Source organism: Seohaeicola zhoushanensis (assembly GCF_014656415.1).
In the GTDB taxonomy this organism is placed as follows: domain Bacteria; phylum Pseudomonadota; class Alphaproteobacteria; order Rhodobacterales; family Rhodobacteraceae; genus Seohaeicola_A; species Seohaeicola_A zhoushanensis.
The window spans coordinates 430,747-449,379 of the sequence record NZ_BNCJ01000002.1 but is presented as its reverse complement, the minus strand read 5'-3'; the positions used below and the strand labels follow the sequence as shown (position 1 = coordinate 449,379).

At 69.5% G+C, this 18,633-nt stretch carries 17 protein-coding genes; 14 read left to right on the top strand and 3 right to left on the bottom strand.

The window, feature by feature from the left end; translation table 11 throughout:
- Window positions 1-54 precede the first annotated feature (54 nt).
- Window positions 55-1,908, top strand: a complete 1,854-nt coding sequence (gene mutL / locus IE266_RS06165) for a DNA mismatch repair endonuclease MutL (RefSeq protein ID WP_189679158.1) — start codon at window positions 55-57, stop codon at window positions 1,906-1,908.
- Entirely contained in the window at window positions 1,905-3,140 is a 1,236-nt protein-coding gene (locus IE266_RS06160; RefSeq protein ID WP_189679157.1) for a DNA recombination protein RmuC, read from the top strand. Before mutL ends, IE266_RS06160 begins: the two co-directional genes overlap by 4 nt.
- A gap of 683 nt (window positions 3,141-3,823) precedes the next feature.
- Here IE266_RS06160 and IE266_RS06155 read toward each other — a convergent pair.
- Together IE266_RS06155 and IE266_RS06150 are read right to left on the bottom strand one after the other, a co-directional pair.
- The gene (locus IE266_RS06155) at window positions 3,824-4,471 is read right to left on the bottom strand and encodes a ChrR family anti-sigma-E factor (protein WP_189679156.1); all 648 of its coding nucleotides are present in this window, start codon (window positions 4,469-4,471) and stop codon (window positions 3,824-3,826) included.
- An 8-nt stretch (window positions 4,472-4,479) separates the two neighbouring features.
- Complete coding sequence (locus IE266_RS06150; RefSeq protein ID WP_189679155.1) at window positions 4,480-5,058, bottom strand: sigma-70 family RNA polymerase sigma factor; 579 nt, start codon at window positions 5,056-5,058, stop codon at window positions 4,480-4,482.
- A gap of 190 nt (window positions 5,059-5,248) precedes the next feature.
- On the opposite strand from IE266_RS06150, the gene IE266_RS06145 reads away from it, so the two are divergent.
- From IE266_RS06145 to IE266_RS06100, 10 genes are all read left to right on the top strand, one after another.
- Entirely contained in the window at window positions 5,249-6,547 is a 1,299-nt protein-coding gene (locus IE266_RS06145) for an NAD(P)/FAD-dependent oxidoreductase (protein WP_189679154.1), read from the top strand.
- Entirely contained in the window at window positions 6,544-7,299 is a 756-nt protein-coding gene (locus IE266_RS06140; RefSeq protein ID WP_189679153.1) for a DUF1365 domain-containing protein, read from the top strand. The genes IE266_RS06145 and IE266_RS06140 overlap by 4 nt, the downstream gene beginning before the upstream one ends.
- A gap of 17 nt (window positions 7,300-7,316) precedes the next feature.
- Window positions 7,317-8,513 (top strand): MFS transporter, encoded by a 1,197-nt coding sequence (locus tag IE266_RS06135; protein ID WP_373310538.1) that lies wholly within the window; start codon window positions 7,317-7,319, stop codon window positions 8,511-8,513.
- Window positions 8,514-8,516: 3 nt separating this feature from the next.
- Window positions 8,517-9,080 (top strand): DUF3833 domain-containing protein, encoded by a 564-nt coding sequence (locus IE266_RS06130; protein ID WP_189679152.1) that lies wholly within the window; start codon window positions 8,517-8,519, stop codon window positions 9,078-9,080.
- Window positions 9,080-9,811 carry an SDR family NAD(P)-dependent oxidoreductase gene (locus IE266_RS06125; protein WP_189679151.1) on the top strand — a complete coding sequence of 244 codons (732 nt, stop codon included), beginning with the start codon at window positions 9,080-9,082 and terminating at the stop codon, window positions 9,809-9,811. The genes IE266_RS06130 and IE266_RS06125 overlap by 1 nt, the downstream gene beginning before the upstream one ends.
- 70 nt (window positions 9,812-9,881) lie before the next feature.
- Window positions 9,882-10,199: a DUF3775 domain-containing protein gene (locus IE266_RS06120; RefSeq protein WP_189679150.1), complete on the top strand. Its 318-nt coding sequence runs from the start codon at window positions 9,882-9,884 to the stop codon at window positions 10,197-10,199.
- 116 nt (window positions 10,200-10,315) lie between these two features.
- A complete protein-coding gene (locus tag IE266_RS06115; protein ID WP_189679149.1) occupies window positions 10,316-11,284 on the top strand; it encodes a class I SAM-dependent methyltransferase in 969 nt (322 codons plus the stop codon).
- A 43-nt stretch (window positions 11,285-11,327) separates the two neighbouring features.
- On the top strand, window positions 11,328-12,794 hold the full coding sequence (gene pdxR / locus IE266_RS06110) for a MocR-like pyridoxine biosynthesis transcription factor PdxR (protein WP_189679148.1): 1,467 nt from the start codon (window positions 11,328-11,330) through the stop codon (window positions 12,792-12,794).
- 110 nt (window positions 12,795-12,904) lie between these two features.
- Window positions 12,905-14,677 carry a sulfoacetaldehyde acetyltransferase gene (gene xsc, locus IE266_RS06105; protein ID WP_189679147.1) on the top strand — a complete coding sequence of 591 codons (1,773 nt, stop codon included), beginning with the start codon at window positions 12,905-12,907 and terminating at the stop codon, window positions 14,675-14,677.
- Window positions 14,678-14,697: 20 nt separating this feature from the next.
- Window positions 14,698-15,837 (top strand): acetate/propionate family kinase, encoded by a 1,140-nt coding sequence (locus IE266_RS06100; protein ID WP_189679146.1) that lies wholly within the window; start codon window positions 14,698-14,700, stop codon window positions 15,835-15,837.
- A gap of 13 nt (window positions 15,838-15,850) precedes the next feature.
- On the opposite strand, the gene IE266_RS06095 is transcribed toward IE266_RS06100, so the two are convergent.
- Entirely contained in the window at window positions 15,851-16,708 is an 858-nt protein-coding gene (locus IE266_RS06095) for a phosphate acyltransferase (protein ID WP_189679145.1), read from the bottom strand.
- A gap of 36 nt (window positions 16,709-16,744) precedes the next feature.
- On the opposite strand from IE266_RS06095, the gene IE266_RS06090 reads away from it, so the two are divergent.
- Both IE266_RS06090 and IE266_RS06085 read left to right on the top strand, forming a co-directional pair.
- Entirely contained in the window at window positions 16,745-17,881 is a 1,137-nt protein-coding gene (locus tag IE266_RS06090) for a citrate/2-methylcitrate synthase (RefSeq protein ID WP_189679144.1), read from the top strand.
- The gene (locus tag IE266_RS06085) at window positions 17,835-18,626 is read left to right on the top strand and encodes a sulfite exporter TauE/SafE family protein (protein ID WP_229863908.1); all 792 of its coding nucleotides are present in this window, start codon (window positions 17,835-17,837) and stop codon (window positions 18,624-18,626) included. Before IE266_RS06090 ends, IE266_RS06085 begins: the two co-directional genes overlap by 47 nt.
- The last annotated feature ends 7 nt before the right edge of the window (window positions 18,627-18,633 follow it).

Here is an 18,633-nt window from a genome sequence, read left to right as displayed (position 1 = left end):
AGCGTCCATCTCCGGGCTGGCGGAATCGCGTCTGTTCATGCTAGGTCTGGGGGCATGGCCCGCACAAACCCCAATATCGGCGAATTCCGCCCTGTCATCCGGCAACTGGACGATTCCGCGATCAACCGCATCGCGGCGGGCGAGGTGGTGGAACGCCCCGCCTCGGCGGTCAAGGAGCTGGTCGAGAACGCCATCGACGCCGGGGCCACCCGCATCACCGTCGAGGTCGCCGACGGCGGCAAGACCCTGATCCGGGTCAGCGACGACGGCTGCGGCATTACCGCCGAAGACCTGCCGCTGGCGCTGGCCCGCCATGCCACCTCGAAGATCGACGGCTCGGACCTGCTCAACATCCACACCTTCGGCTTTCGGGGCGAGGCGCTGCCCTCGCTGGGCGCGGTCGGACGGCTGACGCTGACCAGCCGGGTGCCGGGCGAGACCGCCGCCGCCATCCGCGTCGCCGGCGGCCGGATGGACCCGGTGCGCCCCGCCGCCCTGCGCGCCGGCACCGTGGCCGAGCTGCGCGACCTGTTCTACGCCACCCCGGCCCGGCTCAAGTTCCTGCGCAGCGACCGCTCCGAGATGCAGGCGATCACCGATGTGGTCAAACGCCTGGCCATGGCCGAGCCCGCCATCGCCTTCAGCCTGCGCGACGTCTCGGGCGAGGGCGAGGGCCGCGAGATCTTTCGCGCCGATGCCGAGACCGGCGACCTCTTCGACGCGCTCTCGGGCCGGCTTTCGACCATCCTCGGGCGTGAGTTCACCGAGAACGCCATCCGCATCGACGCCAGCCGCGAGGGGCTGCGGCTGTTCGGCCTCGCCGCCCTGCCGACCTATTCGCGCGGCGCGGCGGTGGCGCAGTTCCTCTTCGTCAACACCCGCCCGGTGAAGGACAAGATGCTGCACGGCGCGCTGCGCGCCGCCTATGCCGACGTTCTGGCGCGCGACCGTCACCCCGCGGCGGCGCTGTTCATCGACTGCGACCCCGAACTGGTCGACGTCAACGTCCACCCGGCGAAATCCGAGGTGCGCTTCCGCGACCCCGGCCTGGCGCGCGGGCTGATCGTCTCGGCCCTGCGCCACGCACTGGCCGAGGGCGGGCACCGCGCCTCCTCGACCGTGGCCGCCGGCGTGCTGGGCGCGATCCGCCCCGAGACGCCAATGGCCCGCGTCTACCAGATGGACCGCCCCTCGATGGGCGCGCGGCTGGCCTCCTATGCCGCGCAGGCCCCCGCGCCCGCCCCGGCCCCCGGCTTTGCCGAGATCGCCCGCGACTGGTCGGCCCGCACGGTCGAGCCCGCGCCCGAGCCGGAACCGGCGGCGGAAGCGCTGCCGCTGGGCGCGGCCCGCGGGCAGGTGCACGAGAATTACATCATCGCCCAGACCGCCACCGGCATGGTGATCGTCGACCAGCACGCCGCGCACGAACGCCTGGTCTACGAGAAGCTGAAACGCCAGATGGCCGAGAACGGCGTTGCCGCCCAGGCCCTGCTGATCCCCGAGATCGTCGACCTCTCGCCCGCCGACTGCGCCCGGCTGATGGAGGTCGCCGACGACCTCGCCCGCCTCGGCCTGACGGTCGAACCCTTCGGCGGCGGCGCGGTGGCGGTGCGCGAGACACCGGCGATACTGGGCGAGGTGGACGCCAGCGCGATGATCCGCGACATCCTCGACGAGCTCGACGACATGGGCTCGAGCCAGATGGTGCAGGCCCGGATCGAGGCGATCCTCTCCCGCGTCGCCTGCCACGGCTCGATCCGCTCGGGCCGCCGGATGCGCGCGGAAGAGATGAACGCCCTGCTGCGCGAGATGGAGGCGACGCCCCATTCCGGCCAGTGCAACCACGGCCGGCCCACCTATGTCGAGCTGAAGCTGTCCGACATCGAACGGCTGTTCGGCCGGACATGATCCGCGTTCTTGGTCAGGACTACGCGCTGGACGATCCCGCCGTGATCGCCGCGCTGGCAGGCGCGGCCTTCGCCCTCCTGCTGCTCCTCCTGCTGATCCTCGCCATCCGCGCGGCGGGCCGTTCCGCCCGCGCCGCCGAGCCACTGGCCCGGCAGATGGCCGCGCTGGCCGCCCATGCGCAACAGCTGGGCCTCGGCCAGGAACAGCTGCGCGGCGGCTTGCAGACGGTGTCGGACACCCAGGCCAACGCCCAGGCCGCGATGATCCAGACGATGGAGCGCCGGCTTGCCTCGGTTCAGCAGCAGATGTCCGACCGGCTGGCCGAGAACGCGCTGAAATCGGCGACCATGCTGTCCGAGATGCAGGAGCGGATGAACGAGACGCTGCACGGCAGTTCCAAGGCCACCACCGCCTCGCTGACCCAGCTGCAGGAACGGCTGGCCACCATCGACAAGGCGCAGGGCAATATCGAAAAGCTTTCGGGCGACGTGCTGTCGCTGCAGGACATCCTGTCGAACAAGCAGACCCGTGGCGCCTTTGGCGAGATCCAGCTGAACGATATCGTCTCCAAGGCGCTGCCGCGCGACAGCTATGCCTTGCAGGCGACGCTCTCGAACGGGCGGCGGGCCGATTGCCTGATCCACCTGCCGAACCCGCCCGGCCCCATCGCCATCGACTCGAAGTTTCCACTCGAAGCCTACGAGGCCCTGCGCCGCGCCGCCGCGCCGGCCGAGGTGAAAGAGGCGCAGGGCCTGCTCCGCGCCTCGGTGCGCGCGCATATCCGCGCGATTTCCGAGCGGTACATCATCGAGGGCGAGACCGCCGACGGCGCGCTGATGTTCCTGCCCTCGGAAGCGGTCTATGCCGAGCTGCACGCCAACTTTCCCGAACTGGTGCGCGAGGGTTTTGCCGCGCGGGTCTGGATCGTCTCGCCCACCACCTGCATGGCGACGCTGAACACCATGCGGGCGATACTCAAGGACGCCAGGATGCGCGAACAGGCGGGGGCGATCCGCACCACGCTGCGCCAGCTGCACCGCGACGTCGAACTGGTGGTGGAGCGGGTCGACCGGCTGAACACCCATTTCACCCAGGCGCGCGGCGATCTCGACCAGATCACCACCGCCGCCGACCGCGCCGGCAAGCGCGCGGCCAAGCTCGACAGCTTCGATTTCGACGAACTCGCGCCCGAGGCGGACAACATCGTCTCGCTGGGCCAGGGCGAGCGGTAGCGGGGTTACGGGTCGCGCAGCTTGCTTTCGAGGGGGAGAGAGAAGCGCCCCTTGGCCGGAGCCTCGTGAAAAGACGCTTGATGTCTGCGCCCTCCCCTCTCCCCTCGGGGGAGAGGGGTTGGGGGTGAGGGGGGACCCCGATCAGACCTTCATGAACAGCTAGATCAGGTACTGTCGTGCTGCTTCTCATGCAGAGCCCCCTACCCTCTCCCTCCCCCTCAAGGGGGGAAGGAAGCGCCCTTGACCGGAGCCCCGCGAAAAGACGCCCGAGGTCTGCGCCCTCCCTTCTCACCTCGGGGGAGCGGGTGGGGGTGAGGGGGGCACCCCGATCAGACCTTCATGACCGGCTGGATCAGAGGCGGTAACGCGGCATCATGTCCCGCACCGCCCCTTCGAGCGGCAGCGAAGCGCCCTTGACCGGAGCCCCGCGAAAAGACGCCCGAACTCCGCACCCTCCCCTCTCCCCTTGGGGGAGAGGGGTCGGGGGTGAGGGGGGGGGGGACCCCGATCAGACCTTCATGACCGGCTGGATCAGACGCAGCAACCCGACTTCATGTACAGAACCGCCCCTTCGTGCGGCAGGTAAGCGCCCTTGGCCAGAACCCCACGAAAAGACGTCCGAGCAGCGCAACCTCCCCTCTCCCCGCGGGGGAGAGGGGTTGGCGGTGAGGGGGGCACCCCGATCAGATCTTCAGGAACGGCTGGATCAGGCGCGGGATCAGGCTGCGGAAGCGCAGCGGCGCGTCGGTCACCGCGAGGCAGATGCAATCGGCTCCGACATCGGCGATCGGCGTGTGCACGATGCTCTCGTCCGCCGTCTCGACATCGCCACGCGCAAAGCTCGCGATCTCGTCCGAAAAGGCGCCCTGCAGCACCATGGTCAGCTCGCGCCCGCCATGGCCGTGGTCGGGCACCGAGGCCCCGGCGGGGATGTAGAGCAGCCGCGCCGTGGCCTTGCCCGAGGTCGGCAGGATCGCCTGCCGCACCCCCATGCCGACCGGGCGCCACTTCACCGACGCGAGGTCGCCGCCGACGTAATCGGCCAGCGGCGCCGGCAGCACCGCGCAGCGCTTGCGCTCGGGCACAGGCTCGGGCGCAGAAGCCAGCTCGATCCGCGCCAGCGCGTGCTCGATGCTGCCCTCGGTCATCTCGACGCCGTCGTCCTCGATCAGCGCGCCGCCGACCGCGTCATAGGCAGCCACCGCCGCCCGGCAGGTATCGCAGAGCGACAGATGCGCCGCGACCATCAGCGAGAAGGCTTCCGGCAGGGTTCCCGCCGAATAGCCCATCAGCAGGTCGTCCCCGATATGATGATGTATCGTCTCTTCCATGCTCGTCATCACTTCATTGCGTGACGCAGGCGATCCAGCGCCAGGCGTATCCTCGATTTGATCGTTCCGAGCGGCAGCCCGGTCTCGGCGGCAATCTCGCTGTGGCTGACATCGCCCCAGTAGGCCCGCTCGATCAGCTCCCGCTGCGCCTCCGGCAGTGCCTTCAGCGCCGCGCGCAGCCGTTCGCTTTCCTGCTGCAGCGCCAGGGCGTCTTCCTGGTCGGGTTCCGCCTCGGGCCCCCAGGGCAGGTCTTCGGGCTCGGGCCGGCGGTCGCGGCGCAGCAGGTCGATCCGCCGGTTGCGCGCGATGGTGAAGATCCAGGTCGCCACCGAGGCGCGCGAGGGGTCGAACAGATGCGCCTTGTTCCAGAGCGTGGTCATCACGTCCTGCGCGCATTCCTCGGCCAAGGCCGCATCGGCCCCCGACTTCATCAGGAACCCCTTCACCCGCGGCGCGAAGTGCCGGAACAGCGCGGCAAAGGCCGCCCGGTCCCTCTCGTCGCGGATCCGCAGCATCAGCCGGACCCATTCCCCGGCATCCGGTGTGGCTTCTTCCTTGCCCAACGTCCTGCGACCCGCCTTCTTCATGGCCCGCCCCGCGCTTCCGGTTGCCAGAAGCGGGGCAGGCGTTTCGTCGATGGGTTCTAACGCGATCAGCATGTCCGGTCTACGCCGCCCCGGCCGGTACGGATCACTCGGCCCGGAGAAATTCTTTTGCATCCGGTTGCCGCGCTGCTGCGTAACCCACTGCACAACCGGAACAGAGACGAGGGACCACATGCCGTTTGAAACCGCCGCAGGCGCGCCGAGGAAGATAGCCGTGATCGGCGGTGGCATTTCCGGCATGGGCGCCGCCAATCTGCTGGCCGACACCCACGCGGTGACGCTGTTCGAGGCCGCGCCCCGCCTCGGCGGTCACGCCCGCACGGTGATGGCCGGCCGGAACGGCGACCAGCCGGTCGACACCGGCTTCATCGTCTTCAACCGCGCGAACTATCCCAACCTCACCGCGCTGTTCGAGCGGCTCGGCGTGCCGGTTACCGAAAGCAACATGAGCTTCGGCGTGTCGATCGACGGCGGGCGCATGGAATACGCGCTGCACAGCTTCGATGCGCTGTTCGCCCAGCGCAGCAACCTGCTGCGCCCCGCCTTCCAGCGGATGCTGCGCGACATCCTGCGCTTCAACGCCCGCGCGCTCGAGGTCTCGCAGGACCGCAGCCTGACCATCGGCGACCTGATCGAGCGGCTGAAGCTCGGCCCCTGGTTCCGCGACTACTACCTCCAGCCCTTCTCGGGCGCGATCTGGTCGACGCCCAAGGGCCGCATCCTCGACTTCCCCGCCTGGGCGATGGTCCGCTTCTTCGAGAACCACGCCCTGCTGAGCCATACCGGCCAGCACCAGTGGTACACGGTCAAGGGTGGCTCGGTCGAATACGTCTCGCGCCTCGAGGCCGCGATGCGCCGCAAGGGCGCCGAGCTGCGCCTTGCCACCCCGATCGAGGCGGTACGCCGCGGCCCGCTTGGCGTCGAGATCCGCAGCGCCGGCAGCGAGTGGGAGCTGTTCGACGAGGTGGTCTTCGCCACCCATTCCGACGACAGCCTGCGGATGCTGGCCGACCCCAGCCACGACGAGGCCGCGATCCTCGGCGCGGTGCGCTACCAGCCGAACGAGGCGGTGCTGCACGCCGATACCGCCATCATGCCGAAGCGCCGCAAGGTCTGGGCCAGCTGGAACTATTGCGAGGACGCCCGCGTGCCCTCGGACCGCATCGACCTCACCTACTGGATGAACTCGCTGCAGCCGATCCCGCAGGACGACCCGCATTTCGTGACCCTGAACACCCGCCGTCCGATCCGCGAGGAACTGGTCTACGACACCACCACCTTCCGCCACCCGGTCTACGACGCCGCCGCGCTGGCCGCGCAGGAGCGGCTGCGCCTGGTCAACGGCGCCAATGCGACCTGGTTCTGCGGCGCCTGGGTGAAGAACGGGTTCCACGAGGACGGCCTCTCCAGCGCCATCGACGTGGTCGAGGCCATGGCCCAGGCCGCCGCCGCGAGGCTCGCCGCCGAATGAACAGGGTCGAGCACATCGCCGGCCATACCTTCCACGCCCGCATGGGCGCGGTGACGAATGCCTTTCGCTATGCCATCGACTACGTGCTGCTCGACCCCGAGACCGCGCCGCAGGCCCCCCGCCTCTTCGCCCGCAACCGGCGCGGGGTGACGGCGCTGCACGATGCCGACCACGGCGGCCCGCCGGGCCAGGGGCGCGGCGCGGCCTGGGCGCGCGAGGTTCTGTCGCGCTATCAGGTGAGCGGCATCGCCCGCCTGCGCCTTCTGGCGCAGCCGCGCGTGCTGGGCCATGTGTTCAACCCGGTCAGCTTCTGGCTCTGCGAGGACGCAGAGGGCGCGCTTATCGCGGTGATCGCCGAGGTGACCAACACCTATGGCGACCGGCATTCCTATCTGTGTCACAAGCCCGATCTCTCGCCCATCGCCGCCGAGGACCGGCTGGAGTCGCAGAAGATCTTCCACGTCTCCCCGTTCCAGCCGGTGGCGGGCAGCTACCGTTTCCAGTTCGACATCCGCCCCGACCGCATCGGCATCCGCATCGACTATGGCCGCGAGGCGCGCGGGCTGGTCGCCACCCTGACCGGTCCGCGTGCGCCGCTCACCAACCGCTCGATCCTGTCGATGCTGCTGCGCCGCCCCTTCGGCTCGCGCCGGGTGTTGGCGCTGATCCACTGGCAGGCGCTCAAGCTCTGGTGGAAGGGCGCGCGCTTCCGGCACCGCCCCGAGCCACCGGCGCAGGAGGTCAGCCGGTGAGCACGATTGACATGCCGATGACCCGACCCCGCCTGCCGGCCTATGGCCTGTTCGCCGGGCTGCTGGCGGCGGCCGGGCTGCCGGTCTACCTGCACGCGCCGAAGTTCTATGCCGACAACTACGGCCTCAGCCTCGCCGCGCTTGGCAGCACGCTCTTCGTGCTGCGCCTGCTGGACGTGGTGCAGGACCCGCTGCTCGGGCGGCTGGCCGAACGCCTGCGCCACCACCGCGCCGGTGCCGTGGGACTGGCCGTGGCGGTGATGGCCGCCGGCATGGTCGGCCTGCTTGCCGTCGCCCCGCCCATCGCGCCGCTGCTGTGGCTCGCGCTGACGCTGACGGCGGTCTTCTCGGGCTACAGCTTCCTGACCATCTGCTTCTATGCCCAGGGCGTCGCCACCGCGCAGGAGCTTGGCCCGCATGGCCACCTGCGCCTTGCCCGCTGGCGCGAGACCGGCGCGCTGCTCGGCGTCTGCGCCGCAGCCCTTGCGGTGCCGCTGGCCGGCTATGCCGCCGCCTTCGCGCTGCTGGCGCTGGCCGCGACGCTGGCGATGCGCGTGGAATGGGACACCTCACGCCTGCCCGTCTCCGGCGGGCTGCGTCCGATCCTCGCCGACCGGCCCGCGCGCCGGCTGCTGCTGATCGCCTTCCTCAACGCCGCCCCGGTGGCGGTGAGCTCGATCCTCTTCCTGTTCTTCGTCGAAAGCCGCCTGCAGGCCCCCGGCCTCGAAGGCCCGCTGCTGCTGCTGTTCTTCCTCTCCGCCGCCGCCGCCGCGCCGCTCTGGAGCTGGCTGGCCGAGCGCCACGGCGCCAAGCGCGTGCTGCTCGCCGCGATGGTCCTCGCCGTGCTCTCCTTCGGCGGCGCGCTGGCGCTCGGCCCCGGCGATGCCCTGCCCTTCGCGCTGGTCTGCCTGGCCTCCGGCGCGGCCACCGGCGCCGACCTGACGCTGTTGCCCGCGCTCTTCGCGCGGCGCATGGCGCGGGTCTCTCCCGCCGCCGCCGAAGGCTTCGGCCTCTGGACCTTCATGTCGAAGCTGACGCTCGCCTTCGCCGCCGTCGCCGTTCTGCCGCCGCTCGAAGCCGCCGGCTTCCGCCCCGGCGCGGGGAACCCGCCCGAGGCGCTGGCGCTCCTGGGGCTGCTCTATGCCGGGCTGCCCTGCCTGCTGAAACTCGCCGCCATCGCGCTGCTGGCGGCCACCAACCCGGACGAGGACTGACCGATGGACAGCCTGACCTCCTTCCTGCTTGGCGGTGCAACCGTCCTTGCCCTGGCCCAGGCGCGCAGCCGCCTGACCGGCTTCGCCGCCCAGCGCCCCGAGGACTATGCCGCCAGCCAGCCGCAGTTCGACCTGCGCCGCCACCTGAACGGCGAGATCGACTGCGAAGGCGCGATCTTCGGCCCGACCGGCCGCGTCACCTCGCGTTTCACCGGCGATTTCCTCGCCCGCTGGGACGGCAACCACGGCACCATGCGCGAGCATTTCCGCTTTGACAGCGGCGCCGAGCAGCGCCGCGAATGGCAGCTGACACTGGGCAACGGCAACCGCTTCGAGGCCACCGCCCCCGATGTCGTCGGCACCGGGCGCGGCACGGTCAGCGGCCCGGCGGTGCAGCTTGCCTATCGCCTGCGCCTGCCGAAGGACGCGGGCGGCCATGTCGTCAGCGTCAACGACTGGATGTATCTCGCCCCCAACGGTCACATCGTGAACCGCTCGGAGTTCCGCAAGTTCGGCATCCGGGTGGCCGAGCTGATCGCCACCATGCGCCCGAGGGTGCCAGCCTGATGCGCGACTTTGCCGGCAAGCGCTACTGGCTGATCGGCGCAAGCGAAGGGCTGGGCGCCGCGCTCGCCGCCGAACTGGCCCGGGCCGGAGCGCATCTCATCCTCTCCGCCCGCTCCGGCGACCGCCTGCGCGAGGTGGCTGCCACCCTGCCGGGCCCGGCCGATATCCTCCCGCTCGACGTCGCCGACCGCGACAGCATCGCCTCAGCAGCGGCGCGGGCCGGGCCTGTCGACGGGATGGTCTACCTCGCCGGTCTCTACTGGCCCATGCGCGCGCAGGAGTGGAACGCCGAACAGGCCGAGGCCATGGCCGATGTGAACTTCACCGGCCTCGTGCGGATGCTTGGTGCGGTGGTGCCCGAGATGGTCGCCCTCGACCGCGGCCATATCGTCGTCATCGGCTCGCTTGCCGGTTTCCGCGGCCTGCCCGGCGCCATAGGCTATGGCGCGGCCAAGGCCGGGACGATGTCACTGGCGGAATCGCTGCACGCCGATCTCAAGGACACGGGCATCGCGGTGCAGCTGGCCAACCCCGGCTTCATCCGCACCCGGCTGACCGCCAAGAACGACTTCAACATGCCCTTCCTGATGGAACCCGAGGCCGCCGCCCGCGCCGTCTTCCGCCACATGCGCACGCGCCGCTTCGCCACCAGCTTTCCGCGCCCCTTCTCCTGGATCTTCCGCCTCGGCGCGCTGCTGCCCGACGCGCTCTATTTCCGTCTGTTTGCTTGAGATCAAGGCCGCGCGTCCCCAACTTCTGTCAGACAGGCCGCGAACAGATCGCTTCGGAAGGAAACCGACCATGAAGGAACTCTCCCCCCGCGCCGTTGCCCAGGTGGCGCTGATGGCCCGCGAACTCGACCGGGCCGAACCCGAACTGCGCGCCTTCATCGACCGGATGAGCGAGGACCAGCAGGCCGAACTGGTGGCGGTCATGTGGATCGGACGCGAGGTCTTCGAGGCCGAGGACCTTGCCGAGGCCATCGCCACCGCCCGCGCCGAGGCCACCACCCCCTGCGCCGACTACCTGCTTGGCACGCCGCATCTCTCCGACCATCTCGAAGCCGGTCTCGAGGCACTCGGCATCGACGTCACCGACGAGGAAGACGAACTGATGTAGGCGCCCGACGCCTCCCGCCCGCGCCGGAAATGCCCGCGCGGGTGACACTGTTGCTTCCCAAGACAGGGATTTCCGGGCAGTCTGACGCCATTCTTTGACGTCATTCAGGTGCCCCCATGTCCAGTGAACTGCCGTCCTTCCTCTCCGCCGATGTCAGGCTGGGCGCTGCCCTGGACGACCTTGCCGAAGTGATCGAACAGCTGGAGATCCAGCAGAAGAAGCTCGACACGCTCGGCAACCGGATCGTCGGGCTGGCCAAGACCAACAGCGCCGACTGGAACGTCACCGCCCGCTCGGCGCTCACCTCGCTGAATGCGCGGCTGACGCTGCAGCAGAAGGCGCTGGACCAGACCCGCGCTGCCTTCACCACCGCGCGCGATGCGGTCGCCGCCACCGGCAAGGCGCATGACCTGGCGCTGGAGCAATACCGCGAGCGGGAACTGGCGCGCTATCAGGCGATGCAGGTGATGATGCGCCGCCAGGGCGCGCTGGGGCGGATTCTGAATTCAATGGTCGAGATGCGCCGCCGCGAGGCTGGAATGCCCGACCCGGACTCGCAGGAATACGTGCTGATGCAGGGGGCCTACGACTATATCCCCTTCGACATCAACCGCTTCATCGACCTGCTGGGCCGGCTCGACACGCTGCTCTCGCTCGACCCGGACTATCGCCACCCGACGCTGCGCTACCGCCCGATCCGCTTCCTCGAAGCCGGCGCCGGGCCGGGGCGCAACGTGATGCTGCTGAAGGCCTCGCAGCTGGTCTTGACCGAGACGGTCGCCGGCTTCGACCTGAACGGGTTGCAGATCGAGAACGGCCAGCGCGCCTTCGGCCTGCAAACCGAGCTTTTCGTCGCCGACGCGCTGACCTTCAACTACAGCCCCTATGACGTGATCTTCTCCTATCGCCTGTTCCGCAACGACGAGATGCAGGCGCAGCTGGAGACGCGGATGGTCGGCTCGATGAAGCCCGGCGCCTACCTGCTGGCGCCCTTCCCCTTCGACCTGACATTGCAGCCCGGACTGGACTCGGTCGACCCCGATTTCGACATCTGGAAGAAGCGCGAAGAGGCCACAAACCACTAAGTCCAGATTGCACCCATTCTAAGTCCAAATTACAGTGGCCGTCATGGCCATCTCCGTTGAAACCTTCTTCCTTGTTCCCGATGCCCAGGGCACGCTGCAGGCGCAGATCCAGCAGATGATCGCGCAGGGCATCCTGTCGGGCCGCCTGCACCGGGGCGAGAAGCTGCCCTCCTCGCGCCGCCTCGCCACCCACCTCGGCGTGAGCCGGATCACGGTGACGCTGGCCTATACCGAACTGCTCGCGAACGACTACCTGACCTCACGCGGGCGGTCGGGCTATTACGTCTCGGACAACGCCCCGGTGCCGCCGGTCTACGAACCCACCGCCCCGGCCGAGGACCGCGTCGACTGGCCCCGCGCCATCGTCAAGACCTTCTCGGGCGGCGACACGCTGGACAAGCCGCGCGACTGGGCGCGCTACCGTTATCCCTTCATCTACGGCCAGGCCGACCCGACGCTCTTCGACCATGCCAACTGGCGGCTCTGCGGGATGCGGGCGCTGGGGGCCAAGGACTTCTCCTCGCTCACGGCGGACTATTTCGACCAGGACGACCCGCTGCTGGTCGAGTTCATCGCCCGCCACACCCTTCCCCGGCGCGGCATCGCGGCGCGCCCCTCCGAGATCCTGATCACCATGGGCGCGCAGAACGCGCTCTGGCTGACCGCCCAGGTGCTGCTGAACGCGCGCCGGCAGGCGGCGGTCGAGGATCCCTGCTACTACGCATTGCGCGACCTGCTGACCCAGACGCGCTGCACGATGGTGCCGATTTCGGTCGATTCCAACGGCTTGCCGCCCGAGGCCATCCCCGACCGCACCGATGTGATCTTCTGCACGCCCAGCCACCAGTCGCCCACGACCGCCACCATGCCGATGGATCGGCGCAAGGCGCTGCTCGACCGCGCACGCGAGCTGAACGCGCTGATCGTCGAGGATGACTACGAGTTCGAGCTATCCTTCCTCGGCTCGCCCTCCCCCTCGCTCAAGTCGCTCGACCGCGAGGGGCGGGTGATCTATGTCGGCTCCTTCTCCAAATCGCTGTTTCCGGGGCTGCGGCTGGGCTATCTCGTCGGCTCGGCCGCCTTCATCCGCGAGGCGCGGGCGCTGCGCGCCCAGGTGCTGCGCCACCCGCCGGGGCACATGCAGCGCTCGGCCGCCTACTTCCTCTCGCTCGGCCATTACGACGCGCAGATCCGGCGCATGTCGAAGGCGCTGCACGACCGCCGCAGGACGCTCGAGGAATCGGTCGCGCGCCACGGGCTGACCGTGGCCGGGCGCGGCGCCTACGGCGGCTCATCGCTCTGGATGCGCGCGCCCGCCGGGGTCGACACCACCGCGCTGGCCGAACGGCTGCGCACGCAGAGCGTGCTGATCGAACCCGGCGCGCCCTTCTTCGCCGGCCCCGACCGCCCGCGCGATTTCTACCGGCTCGGCTATTCCTCGATCCAGCGCAAGTCGATCGACGCCGGCGTGGCGCAGATCGCGGCGGCGCTCAGCGGCTACTGGACTTAGTCCAGCGACCAGACTGGCCCTAACTGCCACGCAAGCGACCGCCTAGAGATAGTCGCGACATACCGGGGCGGCCCTGCGCCCTCCGGTCGGCATTTCTAGGAGTTCGCACAATGAAGATGACCACCGAAGAAGCCTTTGTGAAAGTGCTTCAGCGCCACGGGATCCAGCACGCCTTCGGCATCATCGGATCGGCCATGATGCCGGTCTCGGACCTGTTCCCCAAGGCCGGCATCACCTTCTGGGACTGCGCCCACGAGGGCAGCGCCGGCATGATGGCCGACGGCTATACCCGCGCCACCGGCAAGATGAGCATGATGATCGCCCAGAACGGCCCCGGCATCACCAACTTCGTCACCGCCGTGAAGACCGCCTACTGGAACCACACCCCGCTGCTGCTGGTGACCCCGCAGGCCGCCAACAAGACCATCGGCCAGGGCGGCTTCCAGGAAGTCGAGCAGATGAAGCTGTTCGAGGACATGGTCGCCTACCAGGAAGAGGTCCGCGATCCCTCGCGCATGGCCGAGGTGCTGAACCGCGTGATCCTGCAGGCCAAGCGTGCCTCGGCCCCGGCGCAGATCAACGTGCCGCGCGACTTCTTCACCCAGGTCATCGACATCGAACTGCCCGAGATTGTCGAGTTCGAACGCCCCGCCGGCGGTGAGGCCGCGCTGGACCAGGCCGCCAAGCTGATCTCGGAAGCCAAGTTCCCGGTGATCCTGAACGGCGCCGGCGTGGTGCTGGCCAAGGCGATCCCGGCCACGATGGCGCTGGCCGAGCGTCTCGGCGCGCCGGTCTGCGTCGGCTACCAGCACAACGACGCCTTCCCCGGCTCGCATCCGCTTTTCGCCGGTCCGCTCGGCTACAACGGCTCGAAGGCCGGGATGGAGCTGATCAGCCAGGCCGACGTGGTGCTCTGCCTCGGCACTCGCCTCAACCCCTTCTCGACCCTGCCGGGCTACGGCATCGACTACTGGCCGAAGCAGGCCAAGATCATCCAGGTCGACATCAACCCCGACCGCATCGGCCTGACCAAGAAGGTCTCGGTCGGCATCGTCGGCGACGCCAAGAAGGTGGCCGAGGGCATCCTCGCCCGTCTCGGCGAACATGCCGGCGACGAGGGTCGCGACGCCCGCCTCGCAAAGATCGCGCAGACCAAGTCGGCCTGGGCACAGCAGCTCTCGGGCATGGACCACGAGGACGACGATCCCGGAACCACCTGGAACGAACGCGCCCGCGCCGCCAAGCCGGAGTGGATGAGCCCGCGCATGGCCTGGCGCGCGATCCAGTCGGCGCTGCCGAAAGAGGCGATCATCTCCTCGGACATCGGCAACAACTGCGCCATCGGCAACGCCTACCCGGCCTTCGAGGAAGGGCGCAAATACCTCGCCCCCGGTCTCTTCGGTCCCTGCGGCTATGGCCTGCCCGCCATCGTCGGCGCCAAGATCGGCTGCCCTGACGTGCCGGTGGTCGGGTTCGCCGGTGACGGCGCCTTCGGCATCGCCTGCAACGAACTCACCGCCATCGGCCGCAGCGAGTGGCCGGCGATCACCATGGTCGTCTTCCGCAACTACCAGTGGGGCGCGGAAAAGCGGAACTCGACGCTCTGGTTCGACGACAACTTCGTCGGCACCGAGCTGGACGAGGGCGTGACCTATGCCGGCATCGCCAAGGCCTGCGGCCTGCAGGGCGTCCAGACCCGCACCATGGAAGAGCTGACGGCGGCGCTGAACAAGGCGATTGCCGACCAGAAGGCCGGCAAGACCACGCTGATCGAGGCGCTGATCAACCAGGAGTTGGGCGAACCCTTCCGCCGCGACGCGATGAAGAAGCCCGTGCAGGTCGCGGGCATCGACGCCGCCGACATGCGCGAGCAGGTCGTCTGAGCGCACAAGGGGATACCCTCATGCGCATCCTGGTTCTGAATGCCGGGTCGTCGTCGATCAAGTTCGCGGTCTTCGACGGCGGGCTGGACCAGCAACTCGCGGGCATGGCCGAGAATATCGGCTCTGCCTCGCGGTTGCGGATCGGCGATAGCGTGAGCGACTGTCCCCTCATCGACCACCGCGCGGCGCTGGAGGCCATCCTCAAGGCGCTCCGGTCGCGCGGCATCTCTCCCCAGGATCTCACCGCCGCCGCGCATCGCGTGGTGCATGGCGGGCACCGGCTCACCGGGCCGGTGCGGATCACCCCCGAGGTGCGGGCCGAGATATCTGCCTGCTCCCCTCTCGCGCCGCTGCACAATCCGCACAACCTCGCGGCCATCGACACGCTGGCCCAGCTGGCCCCGGAGCTGCCGCAATACGCCAGCTTCGATACCTCCTTCCACGCCACCAACCCCGATGTCGCCACCCGTTATGCCATCCCGCGGATGCAGGAGACGCGCGGCATCCGCCGCTACGGCTTCCACGGGCTGAGCTACGACTCGCTGGTGCGCCGCCTGCCGCAGGTCTCGGGCCAGTCGCTGCCCTCGCGCCTGCTGGCCTTCCACCTCGGCAACGGCGCCTCGATCTGCGCCATCCACAACGGCCGCTCGGTCGCCACGACGATGGGCTATTCGCCGCTCGACGGGCTGACCATGGGCACCCGCTCGGGCGGGATCGACGCCAACGCGGTGCTGCGCCTGGTCGAGGAGAACGGCCTCGAGCGCACCAAGGCCATCCTGAACCACGAGAGCGGGTTGCTCGGCCTGTCGGGCGGCAAGTCGGACATGCGCAACCTGATGCTCGACCCTTCCGCCGACAGCGCCTTCGCGGTCGAGCATTTCTGCTACTGGACCCTGCGCCACGCCGGCAGCCTGATCGCCGCGATGGAGGGGCTCGACGCCATCGCCTTCACCGGCGGCATCGGCGAGAACGCCATCGGCGTGCGTGCCCGCATCGTCCGGGGCCTGGAATGGCTCGGCGCGCGGCTCAATCCAGACGCCAATCACGCCCGCGCCGCGCAGCTCCATGCCGCGACCTCCAGGGTCGCGATCTGGGCCATCCCGGCCGAGGAAGAGCGGATGATCGCCGCCAATGCCCTCGGCCTGATGGAGGCCGCATGAACGGGACGCGCCCTCAGCCCGCCGCCATGGCGACGGTGACAATGGTCGAGGCGACGATGTCCTCGGCCGTGGCGCCGCGCGACAGGTCGCAGACCGGCTTGCGGAAGCCCTGCAGGAACGGCCCCAGCGCCTGCGCACCGGCCAGTTCCTGCGCCAGCTTGTACGCGATGTTGCCAGCGTCGAGCGAGGGGAAGACCAGCACGTTGGCGTCGCCCTGCCCCAGCCCCTTCTTCGCGGCGATGCCGGGGTTCAGCGCCGCATCCGCCTGGATCGGCCCGGTGAAGCCGGTCGCCTCGGCCGCCGCGCGCACCGTGTCGACGCTGTCGCCGGTGCCCGAGGTGCCGGTCGAGAAGGACAAGAGCGCCACCCGCGCCTCGCCCAGCAGCGCCCGCGCCGATACCTCCGAGGCCCGCGCGATGGCGGCCAGCGCCTCGGCGTCGGGGGCGACGTTCACCGCGCAATCGGCAAAGACCATCTCGCGCCCGTCGGGAAACAGCATCAGGAAGAAGGACGAGGGCAGGCTCACCCCCTCGGCCAGGCCGATCGCCAGCCCCGCCGCCTCGATCACCCGGCGGGTCGGGCTGTCGGCCCCGGCGACCATCGCGTCGGCCTCGCCCGCGGCCACCATCGCCGCGGCGCGGATCAGCGGCTTGTCCAGCATCCGGCGCGCCAGCGCTTCCTTCATGCCGCGCGCCGCGACCAGCGCCGCCACCTGCGCCTCGCTCACCTCGGCCAGCCCCAGCGGCTCGCACAGACCCTCCGCGCCCAGCCGGGCCACCGCCTCGGCGACGCGCGGTTCCGCGATTTCCGGAAACACGACGCGCGCCCGCCGGGCCTTTGCCGCCTGCGCCAGAGTGTCGATCAAAGCCATATCCGCCCCCCATTCGAAAGCCCGAAGGAGCCTCAAGTGACAGAGACAGTCAAGATCAACCGCGGCCTGAAAGGCGTCTATTTCGAAAGGTGCGGGGTCAGCGACATCGACGGCAACGCCGGCGAGCTCAGCTACCGCGGCTATTCCATCCACGATCTCGCAACCCATTCCACCTTCGAGGAAGTCTGCTACCTGCTGATCCACGGCGAGCTGCCGACATCGGCGCAGCTGGCCGAATTCGACGCCGCCCTGCGCGCCGCGCGGAGCGTGCCGCCGGCGGTCTTCGACATCATCGCCGCCTGCAAGGACGGCCACCCGATGGACGTGCTGCGCACCGCCGTCTCGGCGCTGGCGGCTCTGGATGCCGACAGCCAGAAGGTCGGCGAAGCCGCCTTCATCGCCAACGGTCTCAAGCTGACCGCGCAGGTGCCGGTACTGATCGCCGCGCATGAGGCGATCCGCAACGGCCGCGCGCCGGTCGCGCCCGATCCGGCGCTGAGCCATGCCGCCAACTGGCTCTGGATGCTGAAGGGCGAGAAGCCCTCGGAAGACGCCGCGCGGCTTGCCGACGTCGACTTCATCCTGCACGCCGAACACGGCGCCAATGCCTCGAGCTTTGCCGCCCGCGTCACCATCGGCACCGAGGCCAACCTGCACGGCGGCATCGTCACCGCACTCTCGACCCTTGCCGGCCCGGCCCATGGCGGCGCCGCCGAGGACGTGATGAAGATGGTCAAGGAGATCGGCACCCCCGACCGCGCCGCCGACTACGTCAAGGCCAAGCGCGCCGCGAAGGAAGCCGTCACCGGCTTTGGCCACCGCGTCTACCGCAAGGAAGACCCCCGCGCCCGGCATATGCGCGAAGGCGTGCGCAAGCTCGGCGAGGAGATGGGCGCGCCGCAATGGTACGAGATCCTGCAGGGCGTGGTCGAGGCGATGAAGCCCTATGCCCGCCATGGCCTCAACGTGAACGTCGATTTCTATTCCGGCGTGATCTACCAGCTGCACGGCATCCCGATGGACCTCTACGTGCCGATCTTCGCCATCGGCCGGATGCCCGGCTGGGTGATCCAGTGCATCGAGCAGCAGCGCAACAACATCCTGATCCGCCCGCTGACGCTCTACGATGGCCCCGCGCCGCGCGGCTACCTGCCGATCGGCGAGCGCGGCTGACGTGCTGGGGCTGAGCCCTTACGAACTTGCCTACGTCATGGCGGCGGTCTTCTGTGCCGGCGTCGTGCGCGGGTTCTCGGGCTTTGCCCTCTCGGCGCTGATCATGGCGAGCTGCGTGCTGATCCTGCCGCCGGTGGTGCTGATCCCGGTCTGCACGCTGCTGGAACTGGCGGCCAGCGCCATGCTCATGCGCGGCGGCCTCGGCGAGGCCGACCGCGGCATGGTGCTGCGCCTGCACGGAGCGGCGGCGCTCGGCATTCCGGCGGGGCTGGCGCTGACCACCAGCGTCGACCCGAACGTCTCGGCGCTGATCGCTCTTTGCCTCGTCTCGGGTCTGGCCACGCTCCAGCTCGCGCGGGTGCAGCTGCCGGCGCGCGGGTGCGCCACCACGCTGGGCGTCGGCCTGATGGCCGGCCTTGCCACCGGCCTCGCCTCGATCGGCGGCATGGTGATCGTGCTCTACGTGCTTGCGCTGAACATGCCGGCGCGGATGGCGCGCGCCTCGATGATCTTCAGCGTCTTCCTCGGCGGCTCGCTCTCGCTGTTCTGGCAGTTCGCCTTCGGCATGACCAACTGGCTCGCCCTGCAACGGGCGCTGGTTCTCCTGCTGCCCTGCCTCGCCGGCATCTGGGTCGGCCGCGCGCTCTTCGTGCCGGCCTACGAGCGCCATTACCGGCGCTTCTGCCTCTCCCTGCTGCTGGCGCTCGCCGCCATCGGCATCGTTCAGCGGATCGCCGCCCGATGATGACCCG